The sequence below is a fragment of the Tenacibaculum profundi genome (genome assembly GCF_057162725.1).
On sequence record NZ_CM169894.1, the window covers coordinates 2590004 to 2611378 of the forward strand.

At 31.2% G+C, this 21375-nt stretch carries 22 protein-coding genes; 12 read left to right on the forward strand and 10 right to left on the reverse strand.

Going from position 1 to position 21375, the window contains the following annotated elements; genetic code table 11:
- Positions 1-426: 426 nt before the first annotated feature.
- Positions 427-1179 (reverse strand): UDP-2,3-diacylglucosamine diphosphatase, encoded by a 753-nt coding sequence (locus AC2GW8_RS10515; protein ID WP_440882208.1) that lies wholly within the window; start codon positions 1177-1179, stop codon positions 427-429.
- Positions 1180-1285: 106 nt separating this feature from the next.
- Here AC2GW8_RS10515 and AC2GW8_RS10520 point away from each other — a divergent pair, with 106 nt between their 5' ends.
- Positions 1286-1732, forward strand: coding sequence for a nucleoside deaminase (locus tag AC2GW8_RS10520; RefSeq protein ID WP_440879828.1), 447 nt, complete (start codon positions 1286-1288; stop codon positions 1730-1732).
- Here AC2GW8_RS10520 and AC2GW8_RS10525 read toward each other — a convergent pair.
- Both AC2GW8_RS10525 and AC2GW8_RS10530 read right to left on the reverse strand, forming a co-directional pair.
- On the reverse strand, positions 1729-2649 hold the full coding sequence (locus AC2GW8_RS10525) for a TolB-like translocation protein (protein ID WP_440879829.1): 921 nt from the start codon (positions 2647-2649) through the stop codon (positions 1729-1731). The two genes, AC2GW8_RS10520 and AC2GW8_RS10525, sit on opposite strands and share 4 nt — an antisense overlap.
- 562 nt (positions 2650-3211) lie before the next feature.
- Entirely contained in the window at positions 3212-3976 is a 765-nt protein-coding gene (locus tag AC2GW8_RS10530; protein ID WP_440879830.1) for a TatD family hydrolase, read from the reverse strand.
- Between the two features lie 47 nt (positions 3977-4023).
- Between AC2GW8_RS10530 and AC2GW8_RS10535 the strand changes: the two genes are divergently transcribed.
- Positions 4024-4497, forward strand: a complete 474-nt coding sequence (locus AC2GW8_RS10535) for an aspartyl protease family protein (RefSeq protein WP_440879831.1) — start codon at positions 4024-4026, stop codon at positions 4495-4497.
- A gap of 3 nt (positions 4498-4500) precedes the next feature.
- Here the strand turns inward: AC2GW8_RS10535 and AC2GW8_RS10540 are convergent, their stop codons facing one another.
- Entirely contained in the window at positions 4501-4959 is a 459-nt protein-coding gene (locus tag AC2GW8_RS10540) for an Lrp/AsnC family transcriptional regulator (RefSeq protein ID WP_440879832.1), read from the reverse strand.
- Positions 4960-5119: 160 nt separating this feature from the next.
- On the opposite strand from AC2GW8_RS10540, the gene AC2GW8_RS10545 reads away from it, so the two are divergent.
- A complete protein-coding gene (locus AC2GW8_RS10545; RefSeq protein WP_440882209.1) occupies positions 5120-6331 on the forward strand; it encodes an aminotransferase class I/II-fold pyridoxal phosphate-dependent enzyme in 1212 nt (403 codons plus the stop codon).
- Positions 6332-6574: 243 nt separating this feature from the next.
- Positions 6575-8044, forward strand: coding sequence for a Na+/H+ antiporter NhaC (gene nhaC, locus AC2GW8_RS10550; protein WP_440879833.1), 1470 nt, complete (start codon positions 6575-6577; stop codon positions 8042-8044).
- A 74-nt stretch (positions 8045-8118) separates the two neighbouring features.
- Here the strand turns inward: nhaC and AC2GW8_RS10555 are convergent, their stop codons facing one another.
- From AC2GW8_RS10555 to AC2GW8_RS10565, 3 genes are read right to left on the reverse strand one after another with little or no spacing between them, the layout of a single operon-like run.
- Positions 8119-8871 carry a YggS family pyridoxal phosphate-dependent enzyme gene (locus tag AC2GW8_RS10555; protein WP_440879834.1) on the reverse strand — a complete coding sequence of 251 codons (753 nt, stop codon included), beginning with the start codon at positions 8869-8871 and terminating at the stop codon, positions 8119-8121.
- On the reverse strand, positions 8846-9583 hold the full coding sequence (locus AC2GW8_RS10560) for an AAA family ATPase (RefSeq protein WP_440879835.1): 738 nt from the start codon (positions 9581-9583) through the stop codon (positions 8846-8848). The genes AC2GW8_RS10555 and AC2GW8_RS10560 overlap by 26 nt, the downstream gene beginning before the upstream one ends.
- A gap of 8 nt (positions 9584-9591) precedes the next feature.
- Complete coding sequence (locus AC2GW8_RS10565; RefSeq protein WP_440879836.1) at positions 9592-10191, reverse strand: MarR family winged helix-turn-helix transcriptional regulator; 600 nt, start codon at positions 10189-10191, stop codon at positions 9592-9594.
- Between the two features lie 106 nt (positions 10192-10297).
- On the opposite strand from AC2GW8_RS10565, the gene bioF reads away from it, so the two are divergent.
- The 3 genes from bioF to bioA all read left to right on the forward strand — a co-directional run bounded on the left by bioF (position 10298) and on the right by bioA (position 13565).
- Complete coding sequence (bioF, locus tag AC2GW8_RS10570; protein WP_440879837.1) at positions 10298-11452, forward strand: 8-amino-7-oxononanoate synthase; 1155 nt, start codon at positions 10298-10300, stop codon at positions 11450-11452.
- Positions 11453-11648: 196 nt separating this feature from the next.
- On the forward strand, positions 11649-12260 hold the full coding sequence (gene bioD, locus AC2GW8_RS10575; protein ID WP_440879838.1) for a dethiobiotin synthase: 612 nt from the start codon (positions 11649-11651) through the stop codon (positions 12258-12260).
- A 39-nt stretch (positions 12261-12299) separates the two neighbouring features.
- Positions 12300-13565: an adenosylmethionine--8-amino-7-oxononanoate transaminase gene (bioA, locus tag AC2GW8_RS10580; protein ID WP_440879839.1), complete on the forward strand. Its 1266-nt coding sequence runs from the start codon at positions 12300-12302 to the stop codon at positions 13563-13565.
- Here the strand turns inward: bioA and AC2GW8_RS10585 are convergent.
- Positions 13551-13982: a cytochrome c oxidase assembly factor Coa1 family protein gene (locus tag AC2GW8_RS10585; RefSeq protein ID WP_440879840.1), complete on the reverse strand. Its 432-nt coding sequence runs from the start codon at positions 13980-13982 to the stop codon at positions 13551-13553. The genes bioA and AC2GW8_RS10585 overlap by 15 nt on opposite strands.
- Before the next feature lie 236 nt (positions 13983-14218).
- Here AC2GW8_RS10585 and AC2GW8_RS10590 point away from each other — a divergent pair, with 236 nt between their 5' ends.
- From AC2GW8_RS10590 to AC2GW8_RS10600, 3 genes are all read left to right on the forward strand, one after another.
- On the forward strand, positions 14219-15388 hold the full coding sequence (locus tag AC2GW8_RS10590; RefSeq protein WP_440879841.1) for a beta-ketoacyl synthase N-terminal-like domain-containing protein: 1170 nt from the start codon (positions 14219-14221) through the stop codon (positions 15386-15388).
- Positions 15389-15517: 129 nt separating this feature from the next.
- Positions 15518-16618 carry a biotin synthase BioB gene (gene bioB / locus AC2GW8_RS10595; RefSeq protein WP_440879842.1) on the forward strand — a complete coding sequence of 367 codons (1101 nt, stop codon included), beginning with the start codon at positions 15518-15520 and terminating at the stop codon, positions 16616-16618.
- A 115-nt stretch (positions 16619-16733) separates the two neighbouring features.
- Positions 16734-17609 carry a cupin-like domain-containing protein gene (locus tag AC2GW8_RS10600; protein WP_440879843.1) on the forward strand — a complete coding sequence of 292 codons (876 nt, stop codon included), beginning with the start codon at positions 16734-16736 and terminating at the stop codon, positions 17607-17609.
- A gap of 47 nt (positions 17610-17656) precedes the next feature.
- Here AC2GW8_RS10600 and AC2GW8_RS10605 read toward each other — a convergent pair whose 3' ends face one another.
- Together AC2GW8_RS10605 and fbp are read right to left on the reverse strand one after the other, a co-directional pair.
- The gene (locus AC2GW8_RS10605; RefSeq protein WP_440879844.1) at positions 17657-18265 is read right to left on the reverse strand and encodes a superoxide dismutase; all 609 of its coding nucleotides are present in this window, start codon (positions 18263-18265) and stop codon (positions 17657-17659) included.
- A gap of 121 nt (positions 18266-18386) precedes the next feature.
- Positions 18387-19424, reverse strand: a complete 1038-nt coding sequence (gene fbp, locus AC2GW8_RS10610; protein WP_440879845.1) for a class 1 fructose-bisphosphatase — start codon at positions 19422-19424, stop codon at positions 18387-18389.
- A 161-nt stretch (positions 19425-19585) separates the two neighbouring features.
- Between fbp and AC2GW8_RS10615 the strand changes: the two genes are divergently transcribed.
- Both AC2GW8_RS10615 and AC2GW8_RS10620 read left to right on the forward strand, forming a co-directional pair.
- On the forward strand, positions 19586-20068 hold the full coding sequence (locus AC2GW8_RS10615) for a GNAT family N-acetyltransferase (protein WP_440879846.1): 483 nt from the start codon (positions 19586-19588) through the stop codon (positions 20066-20068).
- Positions 20069-20071: 3 nt separating this feature from the next.
- Positions 20072-21328, forward strand: coding sequence for an aspartate kinase (locus AC2GW8_RS10620; protein ID WP_440879847.1), 1257 nt, complete (start codon positions 20072-20074; stop codon positions 21326-21328).
- Positions 21329-21375 lie beyond the last annotated feature (47 nt).

Consider the following 21375-nt stretch of genomic DNA (forward strand, 5'->3'; position numbering starts at 1 on the left):
CTGTTTTAAGGTTTTACTTCAGTTTTTTTCAATAAATTGTACTTTTTTTTCTGAAATTTTTATAAGATAATAAGTTTTCACTGAACTTAATTCAGGGTAATCAGAAAAGTGATAACAGTATGTTTTTGGTATTTTTATATCTCCTGTTTGATGAAAAGCTACATTGTAAGTGATTAATATTTTGAGTTTATTAGGCTTTTCTTCTAAAGTCCTCTAGGTATTGTTATGAATAATACTTTACAAATTTACATTAACGATTCTATTAAAACTTTTCTATTATCATTTGTAATGATAGTTATAATTATAGTTTCAAAAAGATCTATATCTTTTTTCTAGTGATAGTATTATTTTTTAAGAGAGCCCTATGAATTTATAAGTGCTAACTTTTTATGAGGTGTTTTTTATAATGAATGTGAAGTTAAGAGTTTAAAATTCTTTTAATTCTATGTTTTTTTTCTCATAAACTCCATAGGTAAAATATTTAACCCAATCTCCTAAGTTTATATACTTACTTTCTTCTGTGAGATCAATATTTAATGGCAGGTGACGATGTCCAAAAATAAAAAAATCATACTTTTTGGTTTTTAACTTTCTCCTACAATATTGAGCAAGCCATTCGTTTTCTTCTCCTAAAAACATCGCATCCTCATCTCCAGAAATTAGTTTATTTTTTACAGACATGTACTGACCGAGCCGAACTCCCAAGTCAGGATGAAGCCATCTAAACATCCATTGAAACAAAGGAAAAGTAAATATTTTTTTCATTCGTTTGTAGCCTTTGTCGTTTGGCCCCAGTCCATCTCCATGTCCAATTAAAAATATTTTATCATTGATAAGAAATTCCTTTGGTTTATGAAAAACAGGGATGTTAAGTTCTTCTTGAAAATAATCATTCATCCATAAATCATGATTACCAACAAAAAAATAGATGGGAATGCCGCTGTCTCTAATTTCCGCAAGTTTACCTAGAACCCTTACAAAACCTTTAGGGACAACAGTTTTGTATTCAAACCAGAAATCAAATAAGTCTCCAAGTAAAAATATAGCTTGTGCATCTTCTTTTACGATATCTAACCAGTTAACAAATTTTTGTTCCCTAGGAAAGCTAATCTCTCTACTAGGAGCTCCTAAATGCTGATCAGAGGCAAAATAGATTTTTTTATTTTCAGAAATTGTAATTGAGATCAAATCGTATAATTTTAGACAAAAATAACTAATTTGATCTCAGTTAATGCAGTTTAATTTTGGTTACTTTTGTTGAAAATTTCATAGTAACTTAGTTTAGATGAAACCATTTGATGATATATACTTTATGAGAAAAGCCTTACAAGAAGCATATGTTGCTTTTGATAAAGGTGAGGTTCCTGTTGGAGCAGTTATTGTTTTTAACAATCAAATAATTGCTAGAGCCCATAACCTTACTGAAGCTTTAAATGATGTAACAGCTCATGCAGAAATGCAAGCATTTACGGCAGCAGCTGATTACTTAGGAGGTAAGTATTTGAAGAATTGTACACTTTACGTAACTTTAGAGCCATGTCAAATGTGTGCTGGAGCAAGTTATTGGACTCAGATTGATAAAATTGTTTACGGTGCCTCTGAGCCCAAATTAGGTTTTTCTGTTTTAGCTACTAAAATTCATCCAAAAACTAAAGTAAAGAAAGGAGTTCTGGAGAAAGAATGTAGTTTTCTGTTAAAAAAATTTTTTATCGAAAAAAGGAATTTAAATTAATCAGAATTAGGTTTGGGCCTTGAAGTAAAATTATTTTGTGCGAAATAATAAATATCATCACCTCCTTTTCCTCCGTATCTATTTGAAGAAAAATATCCTTTATTTTGGTTTCTTTTTTTGATGAAACCAAAATCATCCGCATTACTATTAATAGGAGAGTCTAACTTGTGAGGTTTTTCGTATGTGCCATCTTTGAATTTAGAGCAATAAATATCTAAGTCTTCGTTATTGTTATTGGATGAAAAATACAAGTTGTTGTTTTCATCAATAAAGGGAAACATTTCTTTTTTTGAACTATTTATTTGTCTTCCTAAGTTTTTTGGAGTACTGTACTTATTGTTGTCTAAAATATCTACAACAAATATATCTGACTCTCCGTGGGTACCTGGCATGTTCGAGGTAAAAAATAATTTTTTATCATCATTACTTAATGCAGGGTGTCCTATAGAATAATTATCGGAGTTAAAAGGGAGCTCTCTTATATTTTTCCATTTACCATTTATATAATTTGCTGTATAAATTTTCAAAACAACAGAGCCTTCTGAGTCTTTTTTACCAGGTCTCCTTTTCTTTGCGTTTGTTTTTGTAAAGTATATAGTATTATAGTCCTTTGTAAATACAGCATTTGATTCATGGAAAAAGGTGTTAATTTCATTAGAAAAAGGAATGACTTTTTTAGTTGAATTGGAATAAAGTAAATTAGTTTCGTCAGTTTTAAATAAGTTGAAAAATTTTAATCTTTTATTAGAATTGTTTGCTATTGGTCTAGCAAAAACGAGAGTGTTGTTTTTATAAAAAGTTGGTGCTATCTCTGAGTCCTTTGTATTTAAACTTAGGTTTTTGATTTTGTAGCTAATATTTTGAGATGTTAAGTTATTAAGAAATAAAAATGAGATTATAAATACAATTACTTTCATTTTTGAGAATTTAAAGTTTAATCTAGTTTATTAAGTTACTTTCTATACTCTTTGCAAATGAGAATACTCATGTATAAGAGATAGATTTATGCAATATGATGGTAGCAATTGAAAATTTATTCAATTGTATTTCATTAAAAATTCATGTGGAGTTATGCTAAGTACAGTTAATTAGTTAACTGTCTCTAAGATATTTGTTTGTTTTTTCCATTTTAGGGATGATTTTCTTAATATTTGAGTACTTAATTACATCATAGCAAGAAATAATATTGATGATACTAAAACTTGTTATCATTGTTTTTACCTAAATCAAATAGATGATTTAAATTTATTGAAAGTTTCTAAGTTGGAGTGAATGGGGATTTTAGACGCTTTTTTTTGTTTTCATTTTAAGGGGATTTAAAAATTAGTTAGAATTTCATTGACAATATACAAAAAAAATGCAAAAACACAAGTTAATGTATTGTTTTTTAGTTGCTTGTGGTTTTTTTGTTTTGAGTTATAATAGAACCAAGTATATTATTACTTATAAAAATGTTTTTCAAAATGCTTAAAAAAATACTTAAACACCAAACACGTCTTTTGAATTTTGCGTAGTGATTTCAGTTATTTCTTGAAAGCTTATATCGTAAATATCAACTAACTTATCTATTACATTAGTAATATAACTGCTCTCATTACGTTTACCTCTATATGGGGTAGGAGCTAAATAAGGAGCATCAGTTTCTAAAACAATATTTTTAAGATCGATTTGTTTCAAAAATTTATCAATCTTTCCGTTTTTAAAGGTAGCAACACCGCCGATACCTAGCTTCATATTGTATGATATTGCCTGTTGAGCTTGCTCAAAGGTTCCTGTAAAACAATGAAATATTCCATATAAGCTGTCAGATTTCTCTTCTTCTAAAATTTCAAAAACTTCATCAAAAGCATTTCTACAATGAATAACAATGGGTAATTTTTTTTCTTTCGCCCATTGGATCTGAATTCTAAAAGCATCTTGCTGTTGTTTTAAAAAATCTTTATCCCAGTATAAGTCAATACCTATCTCACCAATTGCATAAAAGTTTCTTTTATCAATCCATTTTTTTACAAAATTAAGTTCTTCTTTGTAGTTTTCTTTTACTGAAGTTGGATGTAAACCCATCATTAAAAAAATACTATTTGAATAGTTTTTTTCCAGGTCTAACATTCTATCCATATATGAACTGTCAATGGCTGGAATAAAAAAACGTGAAACACCTATCTTTTTAGCTCTTTCCATTACACTTTCTCTGTCTTCATCAAATTGTTCGGAGTATAAATGCGTATGTGTATCAGTAATCATAGAATTTGTGAATTGGATTGTATCTTTGCGAAACAAAAGTACAAGAAATGGCGAGTTTGAAAAAAATATTAAAGAAAAAGAAGTATTCGGAAATTAAATTAAAGCAAATTAAGACTAATCATCTTGAAGTTGTAGTTAAAGTAAATGGAGTTAAAGGAAACTTTATTTTAGACACAGGGGCTTCAAGTTCTTGTATTGGAATTGATTTAAAAAACCATTTTAATCTTACTTCTGAGGAGACGGATGTAAAAGCAGCAGGGGCTGGTGCTCTAGGAATGGAAACTCAAAAATCATCCAATAATAATATAAAGATAGGCTCTTGGAAAACAATGGACTGCGACTTGGTCCTTTTCGATTTATCTCATGTAAATGAAGCCTTAAGGCAGCAAGATGTTTCAGAGGTTCAGGGGATTATAGGAGCTGACATTCTTGGTGCAGGAAAAGCAATTATTGATTACAGTAAGAAAAAATTATTTCTTAAAAAGGTTAAAAAGAAAAAAGTTATTGCTCTACCTTTTTAATTTCTATAAATTAATGGTTGTTGTATTTTTTATATCACTTATTGTGAAAACACTATGCGTACTGCCAATATGTTTTAGATCTGTTATTTTATTGATCATAAATTCTCTATATGATTCCATGTCTTTAATATAGATTTTTAAAATATAATCGAATTCACCACTTACGTGAAAACATTCAATAACTTCAGGAAGTTTATTTATTTCATTTTCAAACAAGGTGATATGTTCTTTAGTATGTTTATCAAGTTTGATGTTACAAAAAACCGTTAAAGCTTTATCTATCTTTTTTTTATCAAGAAGAGCAGTGTACTGCCTAATAATCTTTTCTTTCTCTAGTTTTTTTATTCTTTCATATATTGCTGTAACAGAAAGATTTAGTTTTAAGGAGAGGCTTTTTGTTGTTTGCTTACTGTCTTCTTGTAAAAGATTAAGAAGCTTTTTGTCTTTTTGGTCTAATTTCATCTGAAAAATAATCTATTATGTGTTGAATAAGGCTTTTTTTTATTTTAAATTTTCGGTAGTAAAGCGTAAATATAAAAATATAATCTATTCTTGTGTATTTATGTTGATTTTTAGTCTTTTAAAAATGAATTTAGTAATTAAATTTATAAACCTTATTCTAATGGAATTTAAGCCAGCTAATAATATTCAAGATCTACAATACTTTGGAGAATATGGAGGTGTAAATCCTTCTGTTTCTGATTCATCAACATATACCTTTTTAAGTGCTAAAACCATGTTTGATACTTTTGAGGGAAATACAGATGGTTGTTATCTTTATTCCCGGCATTCATCTCCATCAAATTTGTATTTAGGAGAAGCTTTGGCAGCCATGGAAGGAACAGAAATGGCTAATGTAACAGCCTCTGGTATGGGAGCTATTACGCCAACAATACTTCAAATATGTGGAGCAGGAGATCATATTGTTTCAAGCAGAACTATTTATGGGGGAACTTACGCGTTTTTAAAAAACTTTACTCCTAGAATGAATATTAGTACTTCATTTGTTGATATAACTAAGCTTGATGTGGTTGAACAGGCTATCAGTCCTAAAACAAAAATGATTTATTGTGAAACTGTCAGTAACCCGCTACTAGAGGTTGCAGATATACTAGCATTGGCAAAACTTGCCAAGAAATATAAATTGAAGCTGGTTGTAGATAATACATTTTCTCCACTATCAATTTCTCCTCACAAGTTAGGGGCTGATGTCGTAATTCATAGTTTAACAAAGTTCATCAACGGTAGTTCTGATACAATGGGAGGGGTGATCTGTGGAACTGCAGAGTTTGTAAATGCTCAAAAAAGTGTAATTGATGGAGCTAGCATGCTTTTGGGGGCTTCTATTGATTCGATGAGATCAGCTTCAATATTAAAAAATATGAGAACATTACATATCCGAATTAAACAACACAGTAAAAACGCATTGTTTTTGGCGGAGAAATTTGAGCAAGATGGTATAAAAACAGTATATCCTGGATTGTTATCACATCCGTCTCATGATATTTTCAAGCGAATGATGAATAATGAGTACGGTTTTGGAGGAATGCTAACTATTGATGCAGGATCTCTTGATAAAGCGAATCAATTAATGGAGTTGATGCAAGAGGTAAATATTGGTTATTTAGCAGTAAGCTTAGGTTTTTATAAGACTCTTTTTTCTGCTCCAGGGACTTCAACCTCGTCTGAAATTCCATATGAAGAACAAGAAGAAATGGGACTTAGTGACGGGTTGATTCGATTTTCAATTGGCTTAGATAACGATATTCAGAGAACTTATAGGATGATTAAAGAATGTATGATAAAAGTAGGTGTTCTTGAAAAAGTTGTTTAGTCAGGTTATGTAAATATTTTTTAGATAATTACGATCTTTTATATTCTAAAAAAGATCGTAATTATAGTTGTATGATTTTGATAAACAGTAAGAGTAAAGAAATTTTAGAAGAGGAAATTGTTGTATTTGTGCAATAAAAACTTGCTTCTGTCATTGTTTTTTCACTAAAAAAACAAGCTATGAAGTTTCGATTTGTGTAATTCTTTTAAAAATAGTAACATTACAGCCTTAAATTAGTTTCAAATGCAAGAGGGGAAAAAAATAACTGAAATTAAAATTGGAGATCAAAAAATAATCGACGACAATCAATTAAGCCTTAAACAGGCTCTAATACCTGTTTTATTTCTAATGTTACTTTTATCATATAACATTTTTTTTGCTGACGGTGCTTGGTTAGGTGATTATTCAAATCAATTTATTTTGCTAATTGGAGGAACTGTTGCAGCCGTGATGGGATTGTTTAATAAAGTACCTCTTAAAAGTATGCTCGACGAGGTTATAGAAAATTGGAAAAGCGTCTTCGTACCGATTATGATTCTATTTTTAGTGGGAGCTTTAGCAGGTACATGGTTGATTAGTGGTATTATTCCTGCGATGGTGTATTATGGTTTACAGGTATTAAGACCAGAAATATTTTTACCAGCATCCGTTATTATCGCTGCTATTATTTCTATCGCTACTGGTAGTTCGTGGACCACATCAGCTACTGTTGGTATTGCGTTAGTTGGAATTGGAAATGCATTAGGTATTCCTTCTGGAATGATTGCAGGAGCAGTAATTTCAGGAGCTTATTTTGGAGATAAAATGTCTCCATTGTCAGATACAACAAATTTAGCTCCTGCAATGGCTGGAACAAGTTTATTTACACATATTAGATATATGGCATATACAACAGTTCCTACTATTTTAATTGCGCTTATCGTTTTTGCCGTTTTAAGTGGGACGATTGAAACTTCGGGTAATGCAGATATAAGTGATTTACTTAGTTCAATTGATAGTTCATTTAATATTACTCCTTGGCTTTTTGTAGTCCCATTATCTGTAATTGTTTTAATTCTTTTAAAGACCAAACCATTATTTGCTTTGAGTACGGGAGTTGTATTAGCAGCAATTTTTGCTTTAGTATTCCAATCTGATATCTTAACTAACTTATCGGACTCAAAAATTCAATCAATTTTTAAGGCTATTTTTACCGATATTCAAATTGTAACTAATAACGATAAATTAACGGAATTATTTAGTGCAGGAGGGATGAAGGGAATGTTGTGGACTATTTGTTTGATAATATGTGCAATGGTTTTTGGAGGCGTTATGGATGCAATAGGGGCGCTTTCAAAAATTACAGAAACGTTACTTTCCTTAGCTTCAAACATATTTGGTTTATTTGCAAGTACGGTAGTTAGTTGTTTAGGGCTAAACGCGATTGCATCAGATCAATACTTAGCAATTGTAATTCCAGGTAAAATGTTTAAAAAAGCGTTTGAAGATAGAGACTTAGCTCCTGAAAACCTTAGTAGAACTTTGGAAGACTCGGGTACTGTAACATCAGTTTTAATTCCTTGGAATACCTGTGGGGCATATCAATCTGGTGTTTTAGGAGTTGGGGTTAGTGAGTATGCAATATTTGCAATCTTTAATTGGTTAAGTCCATTTATGACATTAATATTTGCGGCGTTCGGACTCAAGGTTCGACAGCTATCAAAGAAGAAATAAAAAAGAGAAGCTTTATAAAGAAGTTCTTTTCTAAACGAAAAGAACTTTATCAAGTGGGATAGTTAGTGATAGTGTTAGATTTTTAAACTTGTATCAGAATTTTCATTCCAGTAGTAGCTATCTGGGTAGGCCCTTTTTCCAAATATAGCTGTTCCAACTCTTATGATTGTAGCTCCTTCTTTTATGGCGATTTCAAGATCACCACTCATCCCCATTGAAAGTTCATGCATTTGAACATTACGGATGTTTTCTGAGATTATTTTTTGTTGTAATAGTTTGAGCTTTTGAAAACACTTTCTTACTTCTTCATCATTAGAGCTAAAAACACCAATAGTCATAAGTCCTTTAATATGAATTCTATCAAATAAAGCGATTTCTTTTATTAAATTAATGGCTAGTTCAGGAGAAATACCGAATTTACTCTTTTCATCAGAGGTGTTTACTTGAACTAATATGTCTATATGCTTATCTTCATGAACAAGTCTTTTTTGTAGCTTTTCAGCAAGACTTAATCGATCTACAGATTGTATACATGTTACATTGTATTTGAGAATATCTTTGATTTTATTACTTTGTAAATGGCCGATAAAGTGTTTTTGATGAGTAATTGAGTTAAGACTATCAAATTTTTCTTTTATCTCCTGAATTTTATTTTCTCCGATTAGTTTTTCTTTTGATAAAGCAATTTTAATATTTTCGGGACTTACGGTTTTTGTGGCTAAAAGAAGCCTTACTTCGTTAACCTCTCTATTGGCTTCCGTGCAAGCTTTTTGTATTCTATGTTGTATTTTATTAATGTTTTCAATTATTAATGGATTTGTTTTCATAATGTGTTTCTTTCGCTTTTTCTTGGGTTATTAATTTTTTTTTAACTTGATTTTCTACCAAATCTTTAGCTTCTGCATATGATATTTGATAAGTTCTTTTTATTTCATGTAAATTCTTTGGAAACTTATCTAATATCTCATTATAAAAGGTTTCTAGTTGACTTTTAGTAGGCAGGTTAAAGGAGAGTTTGATTTCAAAACGTCGCAATAGAGCTTGGTCAATTATTTTAATAAAATTTGTTGCGCAAATTAATAAAACATTATCGGGGATTTGGTCAATAAGTTGTAAAAGGGTATTTACCACACGTTTCATTTCTCCGGAATCTTTTGTTTCGTAGTCTCTTAGTTTTCCTAACGAATCGAATTCGTCTATAAAAAGAACTGCATTTTCTCTTGCGGCCTTTTTAAAAGAACTATTTATATTTCTAGAGGTCTCTCCTAATCTACTTGAAATGAACTCACTTAAATCAAGCGTTATTATTTTTTTATTTAGTTTTTTTGCAATCGCTTTAGCAGTTGCTGTTTTACCGCACCCACTCGCACCGTGAAGAAGTATTTTATTAGTTATTTTTAGTCCGTACTGATTTAAAATATTGAAGTAGCTAACTTCATCTATAACTTGCTGTAGCTTTTCTTTATTGTTATTGTCCAGATGAATTTCATCTAAACTTAATTTTATAGAGTTTGGATTGGTTATTATATCGTAGCTCATAAGTTTTATTATTCTTTGGAAACATGTTCTGGACAATCAACTCTTAACTCAGTTTTATTTAATTCTAATTCTAGTAATTTGCAATAATGACTACTGTTTTTAAAACTGTAGTTATTACAGGTTTTGCACATCCGTTGAACGGTTATTACGTCAACTTTGTTCAAAGAGGAAATTAAATCTAACAAACCATCTAAAATTATTTCTTTTTTATCGAGGTTCAATTTTTCGATAGCTTTTTCTAGAGGTGTTGTAAAAATAGCGCTTTCTTTGGCCAGAACGAGTCCTTTTTTACTCAAGGAAATCGTGTAGCTTCTTGTATCATTAAAATCATTTTCTTTCTTAATGAGTTCTTTTCTATGAAGCGTTTTTATACTGTCGCTTATGGTAGCTTTTGTCATATTAAATTCTTTAGCCAAGTAACTCACTTTACATTGTTCTTTTTTATGAAACAACAGGAATATTAGAATTTGTATTTGAATTGGACTCAAAGAGTTTTTTTTACCTTCATCCCATAACAGAACTCGGAATGCCTCAGAAATACGTTCTAGTGAAACAATAATTTTACTATCTATTTTTTTGCCTTGAGTTATAGGATTGAATGAAGACATTTGAAAAAAGTTATTACGATTACAAAATTAGTAATCCTAACTATTGTTTCCAAGGAAAAGAACTATATTTTTTTCTGTAAGAATTGATTTGTTTTAATTTTGCCTTATGGAGTTTCCAAAAAAGTTAAAGAGAAAAATAAGTTTAAGAGAAATAGAAGGTTCTCTTAGAACTCTAGGAGAGACGAATAATTTAGTAGACTTTTCATCTAATGATTACCTAGGGTTTGCGAAATCAAAAGAGATTCGTCTTGAGGTATATGAATTTTTAATGAAAAATGAAGTGGACTTAAATGGAGCTACGGGTTCGCGCCTACTCTCAGGAAATCATCAATTATACGATTTAACAGAAAAAGTACTTTGTTCTATTCATAATTCTGAATCTGCACTTATATTTAACTCAGGGTATAATGCAAATCTAGGTTTTTTTTCGTGTGTTCCTCAAAGAAATGATATAATATTGTTTGATGAATTGATTCATGCATCTATTCGAGATGGAATAAGATTGTCTAATGCTCAATCGTATAAATTTGAGCATAATAATAGTACCAAACTCGAAAATATACTTCAAAAGTTTTCTTCAGAAGGAGCTTTTACCTCAAGGGAAATATATGTAGTTACAGAGTCTATTTTTTCTATGGATGGAGATACTCCTGATTTAAAAAAAATGCTTGAGATATGTGAGTCATATGGGGCTTATTTTGTTGTTGACGAGGCCCATGCTATAGGTTTGTCTGATAAAAAAGAGCTAGGGATTATCCAAAACCTAAAATTGGAGGATAGAATTTTTGCAAGAATTTTAACATTCGGAAAAAGCTTAGGTTGTCATGGGGCAGTTATTTTGGGAAGTAACGATTTAAGAACCTACTTAGTGAATTATTCAAGAAGTTTTATTTATACAACAGGCTTAGCTCCTCATTCATTAGCCGCGATATGGAGCGCACATAAGTTTTTACAAGGAAAGTTGGGAGAATTGCGTAGAGGGCAACTTCATTCTAATATTGATTTTTTTAAGAAAAAAGTGTATGAGTTAAATCTTAATTTTATAGAGAGCTCGTCTGCTATTCATTGTTGTATAATCTCTGGAAATCAAAAAACTAAAGAAATAGCTCAGAACTTATATGAAAATGGGTTTGATGTTAAGCCAATCCTATCTCCAACTGTCACTAAAGGAAAAGAACGCCTACGATTTTGTTTACATAGTTATAATAATTTTGATCAAATAACCAAAGTTTTAGGTAAGCTCACTACCTTTGTTTCGTAATGAAAAAATGAAAAAGATCAAAGAGATTACAATTAATATAAAAAGAGAGTCAAGAATAAACAAGGAAATTAGAAACTCTTTTGAATAGGTATATGAAACTATCATTTGCATAGGAGTAGCTAGGTGTATTTTATTGATATTTCTCTTTTTCGTGAAGAAAAAATTTATTAATAAAATTTTAAAAAGATAATTTTTAATGCAAGAGAAATACTTTATTACTGGAATATCCACTGAGGTTGGTAAAACAATTGCTTCAGCAATTTTAGTGGAAGCTTTAGAAGCTGATTATTGGAAGCCTATTCAGGCAGGGGATTTAGCTAATTCAGACACAGATAAAGTTAGAAGTTTAGTATCAAGTAAAAAATCTATTTTTCATGAAAATTCGTATGCACTCCATACTCCAATGAGTCCTCATGCGGCGGCAGAAATAGATGGTGTTTCCATTGATTTGAAATTCATTTGTGAGCCAAAGACAAAAAATAATATTGTAATTGAAGGGGCCGGCGGGTTACTGGTTCCATTAAATGATCAAAATACTATTTTAGATTTAATTGAACCAGAATACAAAGTTATTGTAGTTTCTCGTCATTATCTAGGTAGTATAAATCATTCGATTCTAACTATAAACTTACTAAAAGATAAAGGGTACGACGTATCCGTAATTTATTCAGGAAAAGAGCATAAAACAACAGAGGGTATTATTGAGAAAATGACCGATGTCAAGGTTATTGGAAGGATTGATGAAGAACCCTATTTTGATAAAAATGTGATCAAAGAGTATGCTGATCTTTTCAGGGAAAAGCTTTAGACATACATTTCACTATTTATAGAGTAAAGCATGATAAAAATGATTTTAAGCGAACGAGATAAAAAACATTTATGGCATCCATTGACTCAGCATAAGTTACATCCTGATCATATTGCCATAACTAAAGCAAAAGGAGTGTTTCTTTACGATGAGAGAGGAAATAAATATATTGATGGTATTGCTTCTTGGTATACTTGTATGTATGGGCATTGTAATGAGTATATAACAAAAAAAGTTTCTAGGCAAATGAGGGAGCTTGATCATGTAGTATTTGCTGGATTTACCCATGAGCCAGCGGTAAAATTATCTGAAGAATTAATCAAAATATTACCTCACAATCAGGAGAAAATATTTTTTTCAGATAACGGATCCACTTCTGTTGACGTTGCCATAAAGATGGCTTTGCAATTTCATTTTAATAGAGGTCATAAAAAAAATAAAATAATTGCTTTTGAAGGAGGGTTTCATGGAGATACATTTGGAGCAATGTCTGTTTCAGGGCTTTCTGTTTATAATGGGCCCTTTGAAGATTTCTTAATTAATGTATCCCGTATTCCAGTACCAAATATGGATAATTTTGAAGTGGTAAAAAACCAGTTCAAAACTTTATTAGAAGAAGCTGAAGTGGCTGCTTTTATTTTTGAGCCTTTAGTTCAAGGTGCTGCAGCAATGCAAATGCATAGTGCTAAGCTATTAGATGAGTTAGTGGCATTAGCCAAAGACTATGGAGTAGTAACGATTGCAGACGAAGTAATGACTGGTTTTGGAAAGACAGGTAAAAATTTTGCTTCTGAATATTTAAATAACCTACCAGATATAATATGTTTGTCAAAATCATTAACAGGAGGTTTAGTTCCTATGGCTATAACTAGTTGTTCGTCATTTATTTATAGTGCTTTTCTTAGTGATGAATTGGCAAAGGGCTTTTTTCACGGACATACATACTCTGCAAATCCAATAGCTTGTTCTGCTGCATTAGCTGGTATAGAGCTTTTAAATAGTAAAGAGATTCAAGATCGAATTGAAAAAATTATTGAAGCTCACAAAGTTTTTGGTGCAAAAATACAAGGTCATCCTAATGTCAAAGAAATTCGTCAGTTAGGTGTGATTTTTGCTTTAGATTTGAATATTCAAATGGAGCGTTATGGAAATCTTCGCTACCAATTATTTAATTTTTTTATGAATAGAGGAGTTTGCTTAAGGCCTTTAGGAAATACAATTTATGTACTTGCCCCATTTATTATTAATAATGATGAATTAGATAAGATATATGAAACAATTGAAGAGGCTTTAGATACTTTTTAGAGCCTCCTCAATTAGGTTGATTTTCTCTTGAGTTTTTGTGATTTTTACATATAGATCTTCAAAAACCCATTTTCCGTTAGTTTTAATGCCATTTACGACAAGAATGCCATTGCTCTTACTACCTTTTATAGGGATAGCAAAGCTTATTTCTCCATCACTATTAAACAATGAAATATTACCATTAGGCATTCCATTTTTTTTAATAGGTGCCCCTAAAATAGAGGTCACCCTAGTGTTATTATTTGCTTTTTCTATAGCATTTTTAATGGGTGTAGAATTATTAATCATATTTGAAACTCCGAAAAAAGCAAAACCAATTCCGAAAATTAAAAATAAAATAATACCCAAACATCCACTAGTTGGTATAAACCAAAGCCAGTTTCTGCTAAACCAACTTCTCTGATTTTCATCTGACATAATAATTTAGATAGTGTTAGGTTAAATTGCTTTCAAGTGATTTTTGATTCAAATTTAAAAGTTTTAGAACGACTTAAGCAACTACTAAACGAATAAAGTCATATTAATTTAAAGCTAAGATTTTTGACGTTGCGATTTTATTGATTTGTGGAAGAAAGAGATTGAAAGATAAAATCAGTTGTATATATTCGGAAATTGGAGCTAATTAGCTTTATTTTTGTCAAAATTTTTTGAGTTTGAATAAAAAAATATCGATTACCTCAATAGGCTCAATATCTGCGTTAGGGAGCAGTCATGAAAAAGTATGGAATAATTACAAAAATGATGAACATTTTCTAAAGTTAGAAAACTATGAAAATTTTGAAGTATGGATAGCTAAGATTCCAGAAGAAGATAAACAGTTCATCGAAAAAATAAGATGTTCAGATGTAAGATATAAAAACTTGGATAATTCTGTTTTATATGCACTATTTGCCGCTCGAAAAGCAGTTCAAAATACAGATTGGCAACCGCAGGATAACTTTGGAATAAATATAGGATCTTCAAGAGGAGCGACTTCATTATTTGAAAAATATCACAAAGAATTTTTAGAAACAGGTAGATCTTCGACAATAAGTTCACCAACAACCACCCTTGGAAATATTTCGTCATGGATAGCACATGATCAGCAAACAAGAGGTCCAGAAATATCTCACTCAATAACCTGTTCTACTGGTTTACATTCTTTACTGAACGGTGTTGCGTGGATTTTGTCAGGAATGACAAATAAGTTTTTAGTTGGAGGGAGTGAAGCCTCTTTAACGGAGTTTACTATTGCCCAAATGAGAGCATTAAAAGTGTATGCTAATAATACAGAAAATTACCCATGTAAAGCTTTTGATCTTACTAAAAGACAGAATACGATGGTATTAGGTGAAGGGGCTTCAATTTTATGCTTAGAATTAGGTGTAATACCTTCTGCAGAAGCAATCATTGAAGGAGTGGGATACGCGACAGAAGTTCTAAAACATAATATTTCTATTTCGACAAATGCGGATTGTTTTCAAAAATCAATGAAAATGGCAATAGGAAATACAAATAAAAATGAAATTGATGCTATTGTCATGCATGCACCAGGAACTGTAAAGGGAGACCTTTCTGAATTGAATGCAATTAGGGCGGTATTTGGACAAAATATTCCTTTTTTAACTACGAATAAATGGAAGTTAGGACATACTTTTGCGACCTCTGGTTTGCTTAGTATTGAGCTTGCTGTATTAATGATTAAGAATCAAAAGGCAATACATGTTCCTTTTGTCGAAAAGCAAGACGATCCAAAAAGTATGAATAAGGTATTGATAAACGCTGTTGGTTTTGGTGGCAATGCAGTGTCAGTTTTAATAAGCAGAAATACAATAGATAATTAATAAATGTTTAAGAATTTAAATGTTGAATGATAAGTCTTCCGGGTACACTTATTCAGTAAAAATTTAAAAGTATAAATTAATTATTAGTACTTTTGAGTAATCAAAAAATAAACAAGTAAACATAAGTTTATGAGCGATGTAAGAAATGACTGGACAAAAGAGGAGATATTAGCGATATATAATAAACCATTGATGGAGCTTTTATATGAAGCTGCTTCATTGCATAGAAAACATCATGATCCTAATACTGTGCAGGTTAGTACACTCATATCAATAAAGACAGGAGGCTGTTCAGAAGACTGTGGTTATTGTCCGCAAGCAGCTCGATATCATACGGATATTGAAGGAAATGATCTTATGACAGTAAATCAAGTAAAGGCCCAAGCATTGAGAGCAAAATCTGGAGGTTCTTCAAGGGTTTGTATGGGGGCCTCATGGAGAAATGTTAAAGATGGACCTGAATTTGATCAAGTATTAGAAATGGTTAGAACTATAAATAAACTTGATATGGAGGTGTGTTGCACGCTGGGAATGGTAACTGAAAATCAAGCAAAACGTTTGGCAGAAGCAGGATTGTATGCCTATAACCATAATATTGATACCTCTGAAGATTATTACGATGACGTGATTTCAACGAGAGCATTTAAAGACAGAATTGATACAATCGAAAATGTAAGAAAAACAAACGTAACGGTTTGTTCAGGAGGTATTATTGGAATGGGAGAAAGCTTAGAGGATAGAGCAGGAATGTTGGAAACATTAACAAGGTTTTCTCCTCATCCTGAGTCAGTTCCGATAAACGCTTTAGTTGCTGTGGAAGGAACACCTATGGAAGATCAGCCTCCTTTAAATATTTTTGAGATGATTCGAATGGTGGCTACAACACGAATTGTTCTTCCCGAATCTCAGGTACGCTTATCGGCTGGAAGGACACAAATGTCAAGAGAAGGACAAGCAATGTGTTTTTTTGCTGGAGCTAATTCTATTTTTGCCGGAGATAAGTTATTGACAACACCAAACCCTGACATTAATGAAGATATGAAGATGTTTGAAGAGCTTGGATTGAACCCTCAAAAAGCCTTTTTTAAACATGAGCAACGTAATACAATAGAAGCCGAAAAATCTAAATTTAAAGCACTAGGAGAGAAGCCGAGATGGACAAGACCAAGTCATAAAATTGAAAGAAATGAGCAAAAAAAGAAACAGGCTTTAGAATTCCGTAAGAAGTAATTAACTTTTTCCCTGAAAAGTAAGTATACATACCAAAAACAATTTTTTTTACAAAGTATAATACAAAAAATTTCATAACAATTTCTTAATTTTACACATAGAAAAAATGGAATCAATGGGACTACAATTAACAAAAGTTGATAGAGTTGAAACTATTACAAAGGAGGATTTTATAAAAAAATATTTTAAACCTCAGAAACCAGTTGTAATTGAGCGATTTATAGAAGATTGGCCCGCGTATTCAAAATGGTCACTAGACTATATGAAAGACATTGCTGGAGACAAGAAGGTTCCTTTATATGATGACAGACCTGTCGATTATAAGGACGGGTTTAATGAACCACACGCTGTCATGAAAATGAGCGAGTACGTAGATTTATTAAAAAAAGAACCTACAAAATTTAGAATTTTTCTGTGGAATATTCTTAAAGAAGTGCCGCAACTTCAAAAAGACTTTAAGTTTCCTGATTTTGGACTAAGGCTAATGAAAGGATTACCAATGTTATTCTTTGGAGGTAAGAATTCATATACATTTATGCACTATGATATTGATTTAGCTAATATTTTTCATTTTCATTTTGAAGGCAAAAAAAAGTGTATTTTGTTTGACCAAAAGCAAAATAAATATCTTTATAAAATTCCAAACTCATTAATTACAAGAGAAGATATCGATTTTAATGATCCCGATTTTGAAAAATGGCCTGCATTAAAAAAAGTAAAGGGATATGTTGCAGAGTTAGAACATGGAAATGTTTTGTATATGCCAGAAGGATGGTGGCATTATATGAGGTACATAACCCCAGGATTTTCTATGAGTTTAAGAGCTATTGCGAGAACTCCTAAAAATTTAGGAAAAGCCATTTATAATGTCTTCATAATGCGAACAATCGATAACATTATGAGAAGATTAAAGGGACAAAAATGGATTGATTGGAAAAATGAACAAGCTATTGTTCGAACTAACAATAGAATTAAAGTTATAAGAAAATAACAAGAAAAATATGTGTCGATGACATATTTTTCTTGTTATTGTTATTTTTATTTGGCAGCAGAATATCTTCTTTCAACTTCATTCCAATTAATTACATTGAAAAAAGCTTCAATATAGTCTGGACGACGATTTTGGTAGTTTAAATAATAAGCATGTTCCCATACATCAAGTCCTAATATAGGGGTCCCACCACATGAAACATTTGGCATTAACGGATTATCTTGATTTGGTGTAGAGCACACTTCAACTTTCCCTCCTTTATGTACGCACAACCAAGCCCATCCTGAACCAAATTGAGTAGCAGCGGCTTTGGAAAAAGCATTAATAAACTCGTCTTTCGACCCAAACTCAGCTTCAATAGCTTCTTTTAACTCTCCAGACAAGTAACCTCTATCTTCAGGATTCATAACTGACCAAAATAAAGAGTGATTATAGAAACCACCACCGTTATTTCTAACTGCTGAATTGTTCATGTCCAAGTTCAAGAGAATATCTTCAATAGATTTTTCTGCAAGATCACTTCCTTCAATTGCTGTATTTAATTTATTTGTATAGCCCGCATGGTGTTTGCTATGGTGTATTTCCATCGTTCTAGCATCTATATGAGGCTCTAAAGCATTATACGCGTATCCTAATTCTGGTAATTCAAAAGCCATAATTTCTTAATTTTTAAAAGTTTTATTTTTTTGATTTTACGTAGGTAAAGTTAGGGTAAAAAAACAAGGCAAACAACCATTCGCTTTGTGTAAAATACCTTTCTTATAAAAATAATGAATTCTATTCGTAAACAGGCTTTTCTTTCGATGAAAATTCTTGCATGAAGCCTTCTGCTTTTGAAACCAGTTGTTTACTGCCACAATAAAAAGGTACTCTTTGATGAAGTTCCGTTGGTTTAATGTCAAGAATTCTTGTAAATCCATCAGAAGCGGTCCCTCCGGCTTGCTCGCAAATAAAAGCCATTGGATTACATTCATAAAGTAAACGTAATTTACCATTTGGATTAATAGCGGTTGCGGGGTATATATACACGCCACCCTTGATTAAGTTTCTGTGAAAATCTGAAACTAAAGATCCAATATATCTTGCGGTGTAAGGTCTATTGTCTTTTTTGTTTAATTCTTTACAGTGAATTAAAAATCGCTTCATTCCTTCTTGAAAATGAGTAAAATAACCTTCGCTTACGGAGTATATTTTTCCTATTTCAGGAAATTTCATGTTTGGGTGAGATAAGTAAAAAGTTCCAATAGCTGGGTTTAGTGTAAAACCGTTAACGCCGCTTCCAGAGGTAAATACCAACATAGTTGAAGTGCCATAGGCTACATAACCAGCTGCAACTTGTTCACTGCCTTTTTGTAAGAAATCATCTTCTGTCACTGGTGTTCCGACAGGAGAGACCCTTCGATAAATAGAAAAAATTGTTCCGACAGAAACATTTACATCGATGTTAGAGGAGCCATCTAAGGGGTCCATAAGTAAAACATATTTGTTTTCGTTTGTTTTATTTTTACCTTCAACAATAACGTAACTATCCTCTTCTTCACTTGCGATACCACAAACAATTTCTCTGTTTATCAAGGTTTGTTTAAATAAATCATTCGCTAATACGTCTAATTTTTGTTGAGCTTCACCTTGAATATTAATATCTCCAGCAGCACCAGTGATATCAACTAATCCTGCTTTTCTAATTTCGTGGTTCACTACTTTTGCTGCCAAACGAATTGAGTTTATTAAACGCGAAAGTTCCCCTGAGGAATATTTAAAAGATTTTTGATTGTTGATGATAAATTCACCAAGTGTGGTATGCTTGTTATTCATAGTTTAAAAATTCTCTGGTTTTACATACAAATATCTCAACTTTTTAGGTTCTGAAACAATTTTAAACTTTAAAATTTTCAACAAATTAAAATGATATGTTTTAAATCATAGGATTATTTTTAAAAAAGTGTTTTCAAAGTATCTTTACGAAAAAATCAACAATGAATTTTGTTATTAGAAAAGGTGAGGTACATGATGTAAATGCAATTCTTAGATTGATTAAAGAATTAGCTGAATTTGAAAAATTACCGAATGAAGTTGAGGTAACCGAAGATCATTTAATTCGAGATGGTTTCTCCTCAAATTCAAAGTTTAAAACATTTGTTGCTGAGGATTCTGATGGATTTGTTATTGGAATGGCTCTTTTTTTTGAAAGGTATTCAACTTGGAAAGGAAGAATAATTCATCTAGAAGACCTAATGGTAACAAAATCTCATAGAGGAATTGGAGCAGGTAAAGCCTTGTATACAGAAGTACTGAAATATGCAGACCTTCAGGGGTGTAAAAGAGTATCTTGGGAAGTGTTGGATTGGAATAAAAGTGCTGTTGGTTTTTACGAAAGTACAGGTGCTACTATTTTAGATAGTTGGCAAGTTGTGCATATGAATGAAACTGGATTAAAAGAATTTGTGAAGAAAAACTAAATAATGAGAATATTTAAGTTTGGAGGAGCATCTGTAAAAAATGCTTCCGCTGTAAGAAATGTTGTAAGAGTATTACAACAAGAAGGAACAGATAGTACCTTGGTAGTTATCTCAGCAATGGGGAAAATGACAAATGCTTTTGAAGTATTAATTGACGCCTATTATAACCGACAAAATAATTTGAATGAAGCTTTAACTTTCATTTATGATTTTCATTTTAATATTATTAAAGATTTATTTGAAATAGACAGTGAGAATGTTAAAAATAGAGTTAATGAATTGTTAGGGGAATTAAATGGATTTATGATTCAAAATGAATCTAGAGACTATAATTATGTTTATGATCAAATTGTAGGTTATGGAGAATTGTTGTCAACTACGATTGTTAGTTTTTATTTAAAAAGTATCGGAATCGAAAATAATTGGCTAGATGTTAGAGAGTATCTAAAAACAGACTCTAATTACAGAGACGCAAAAATTAATTGGAGTTCTACAGAAAAAATAATAAAGGGTAATGTTGATGTTCAAAGGTTAAATATAACACAAGGTTTTATAGGTAGAAACAATGATACAACAACAACATTGGGTAGAGAAGGTTCCGATTATACAGCAGGAATTTTCGCTTTTTGTTTAAATGCGCATAGTGTAACTATTTGGAAAGATGTTGAGGGGGTTTTAAATGCAGATCCAAGAGTGTTTTCAAAAACAGAGTTGTTAAAGGAAATTTCATATTCTGAGGCAATTGAGATGGCTTTTTATGGAGCCTCTGTAATTCATCCAAAAACAATTCAGCCTCTAGAAAAGAGAAATATACCTTTATATGTAAGGTCATTCGATCATCTTGATAAAAAAGGGACAAGAGTTAGTAAAGGGGTTTCATTGAGACCTTTAATATCTTGTTATATCGTTAAGAAGAATCAGATTTTGATTTCTATCTCAGTTAAAGATTTTTCATTTATGGTGGAAAATAACATTAGCCAGGTATTTGAAAAATTACATAAGCATAGATTAAAGGTTAATTTAGTGCAAAATTCAGCATTGAGTTTTTCAGTATGCGTAGACGATAAATTTAATAATTTTGATGAGTTTTACCAAGAGCTTAAACATATTTATAATATAAAAGCCTACAAAGGAGTAACTTTATATACCATAAGACATTTTGATGATGATGCGATTGACTTGATAAGGCAAAAAGGAAAATCACTAATAAGACAAATAAATACAAAAACGGCGCAATTAGTCATTGAAGAAAGCACGTAAACCTCGCAAATTTACCCTATATTTGTAGTTATGTTTAACTTAATCTA

Bases quoted from the DNA above. Each gene is read 5' to 3' on its own strand.
- AC2GW8_RS10520 (WP_440879828.1), top strand. From the start codon at position 1,286: ATGAAACCATTTGATGATATATACTTTATGAGAAAAGCCTTACAAGAA.
- AC2GW8_RS10525 (WP_440879829.1), bottom strand. From the start codon at position 2,649: ATGAAAGTAATTGTATTTATAATCTCATTTTTATTTCTTAATAACTTA.
- AC2GW8_RS10530 (WP_440879830.1), bottom strand. From the start codon at position 3,976: ATGATTACTGATACACATACGCATTTATACTCCGAACAATTTGATGAA.
- AC2GW8_RS10535 (WP_440879831.1), top strand. From the start codon at position 4,024: ATGGCGAGTTTGAAAAAAATATTAAAGAAAAAGAAGTATTCGGAAATT.
- AC2GW8_RS10540 (WP_440879832.1), bottom strand. From the start codon at position 4,959: ATGAAATTAGACCAAAAAGACAAAAAGCTTCTTAATCTTTTACAAGAA.
- AC2GW8_RS10545 (WP_440882209.1), top strand. From the start codon at position 5,120: ATGGAATTTAAGCCAGCTAATAATATTCAAGATCTACAATACTTTGGA.
- nhaC (WP_440879833.1), top strand. From the start codon at position 6,575: ATGCAAGAGGGGAAAAAAATAACTGAAATTAAAATTGGAGATCAAAAA.
- AC2GW8_RS10555 (WP_440879834.1), bottom strand. From the start codon at position 8,871: ATGAAAACAAATCCATTAATAATTGAAAACATTAATAAAATACAACAT.
- AC2GW8_RS10560 (WP_440879835.1), bottom strand. From the start codon at position 9,583: ATGAGCTACGATATAATAACCAATCCAAACTCTATAAAATTAAGTTTA.
- AC2GW8_RS10565 (WP_440879836.1), bottom strand. From the start codon at position 10,191: ATGTCTTCATTCAATCCTATAACTCAAGGCAAAAAAATAGATAGTAAA.
- bioF (WP_440879837.1), top strand. From the start codon at position 10,298: ATGGAGTTTCCAAAAAAGTTAAAGAGAAAAATAAGTTTAAGAGAAATA.
- bioD (WP_440879838.1), top strand. From the start codon at position 11,649: ATGCAAGAGAAATACTTTATTACTGGAATATCCACTGAGGTTGGTAAA.
- bioA (WP_440879839.1), top strand. From the start codon at position 12,300: ATGATTTTAAGCGAACGAGATAAAAAACATTTATGGCATCCATTGACT.
- AC2GW8_RS10585 (WP_440879840.1), bottom strand. From the start codon at position 13,982: ATGTCAGATGAAAATCAGAGAAGTTGGTTTAGCAGAAACTGGCTTTGG.
- bioB (WP_440879842.1), top strand. From the start codon at position 15,518: ATGAGCGATGTAAGAAATGACTGGACAAAAGAGGAGATATTAGCGATA.
- AC2GW8_RS10600 (WP_440879843.1), top strand. From the start codon at position 16,734: ATGGGACTACAATTAACAAAAGTTGATAGAGTTGAAACTATTACAAAG.
- AC2GW8_RS10605 (WP_440879844.1), bottom strand. From the start codon at position 18,265: ATGGCTTTTGAATTACCAGAATTAGGATACGCGTATAATGCTTTAGAG.
- fbp (WP_440879845.1), bottom strand. From the start codon at position 19,424: ATGAATAACAAGCATACCACACTTGGTGAATTTATCATCAACAATCAA.
- AC2GW8_RS10615 (WP_440879846.1), top strand. From the start codon at position 19,586: ATGAATTTTGTTATTAGAAAAGGTGAGGTACATGATGTAAATGCAATT.
- AC2GW8_RS10620 (WP_440879847.1), top strand. From the start codon at position 20,072: ATGAGAATATTTAAGTTTGGAGGAGCATCTGTAAAAAATGCTTCCGCT.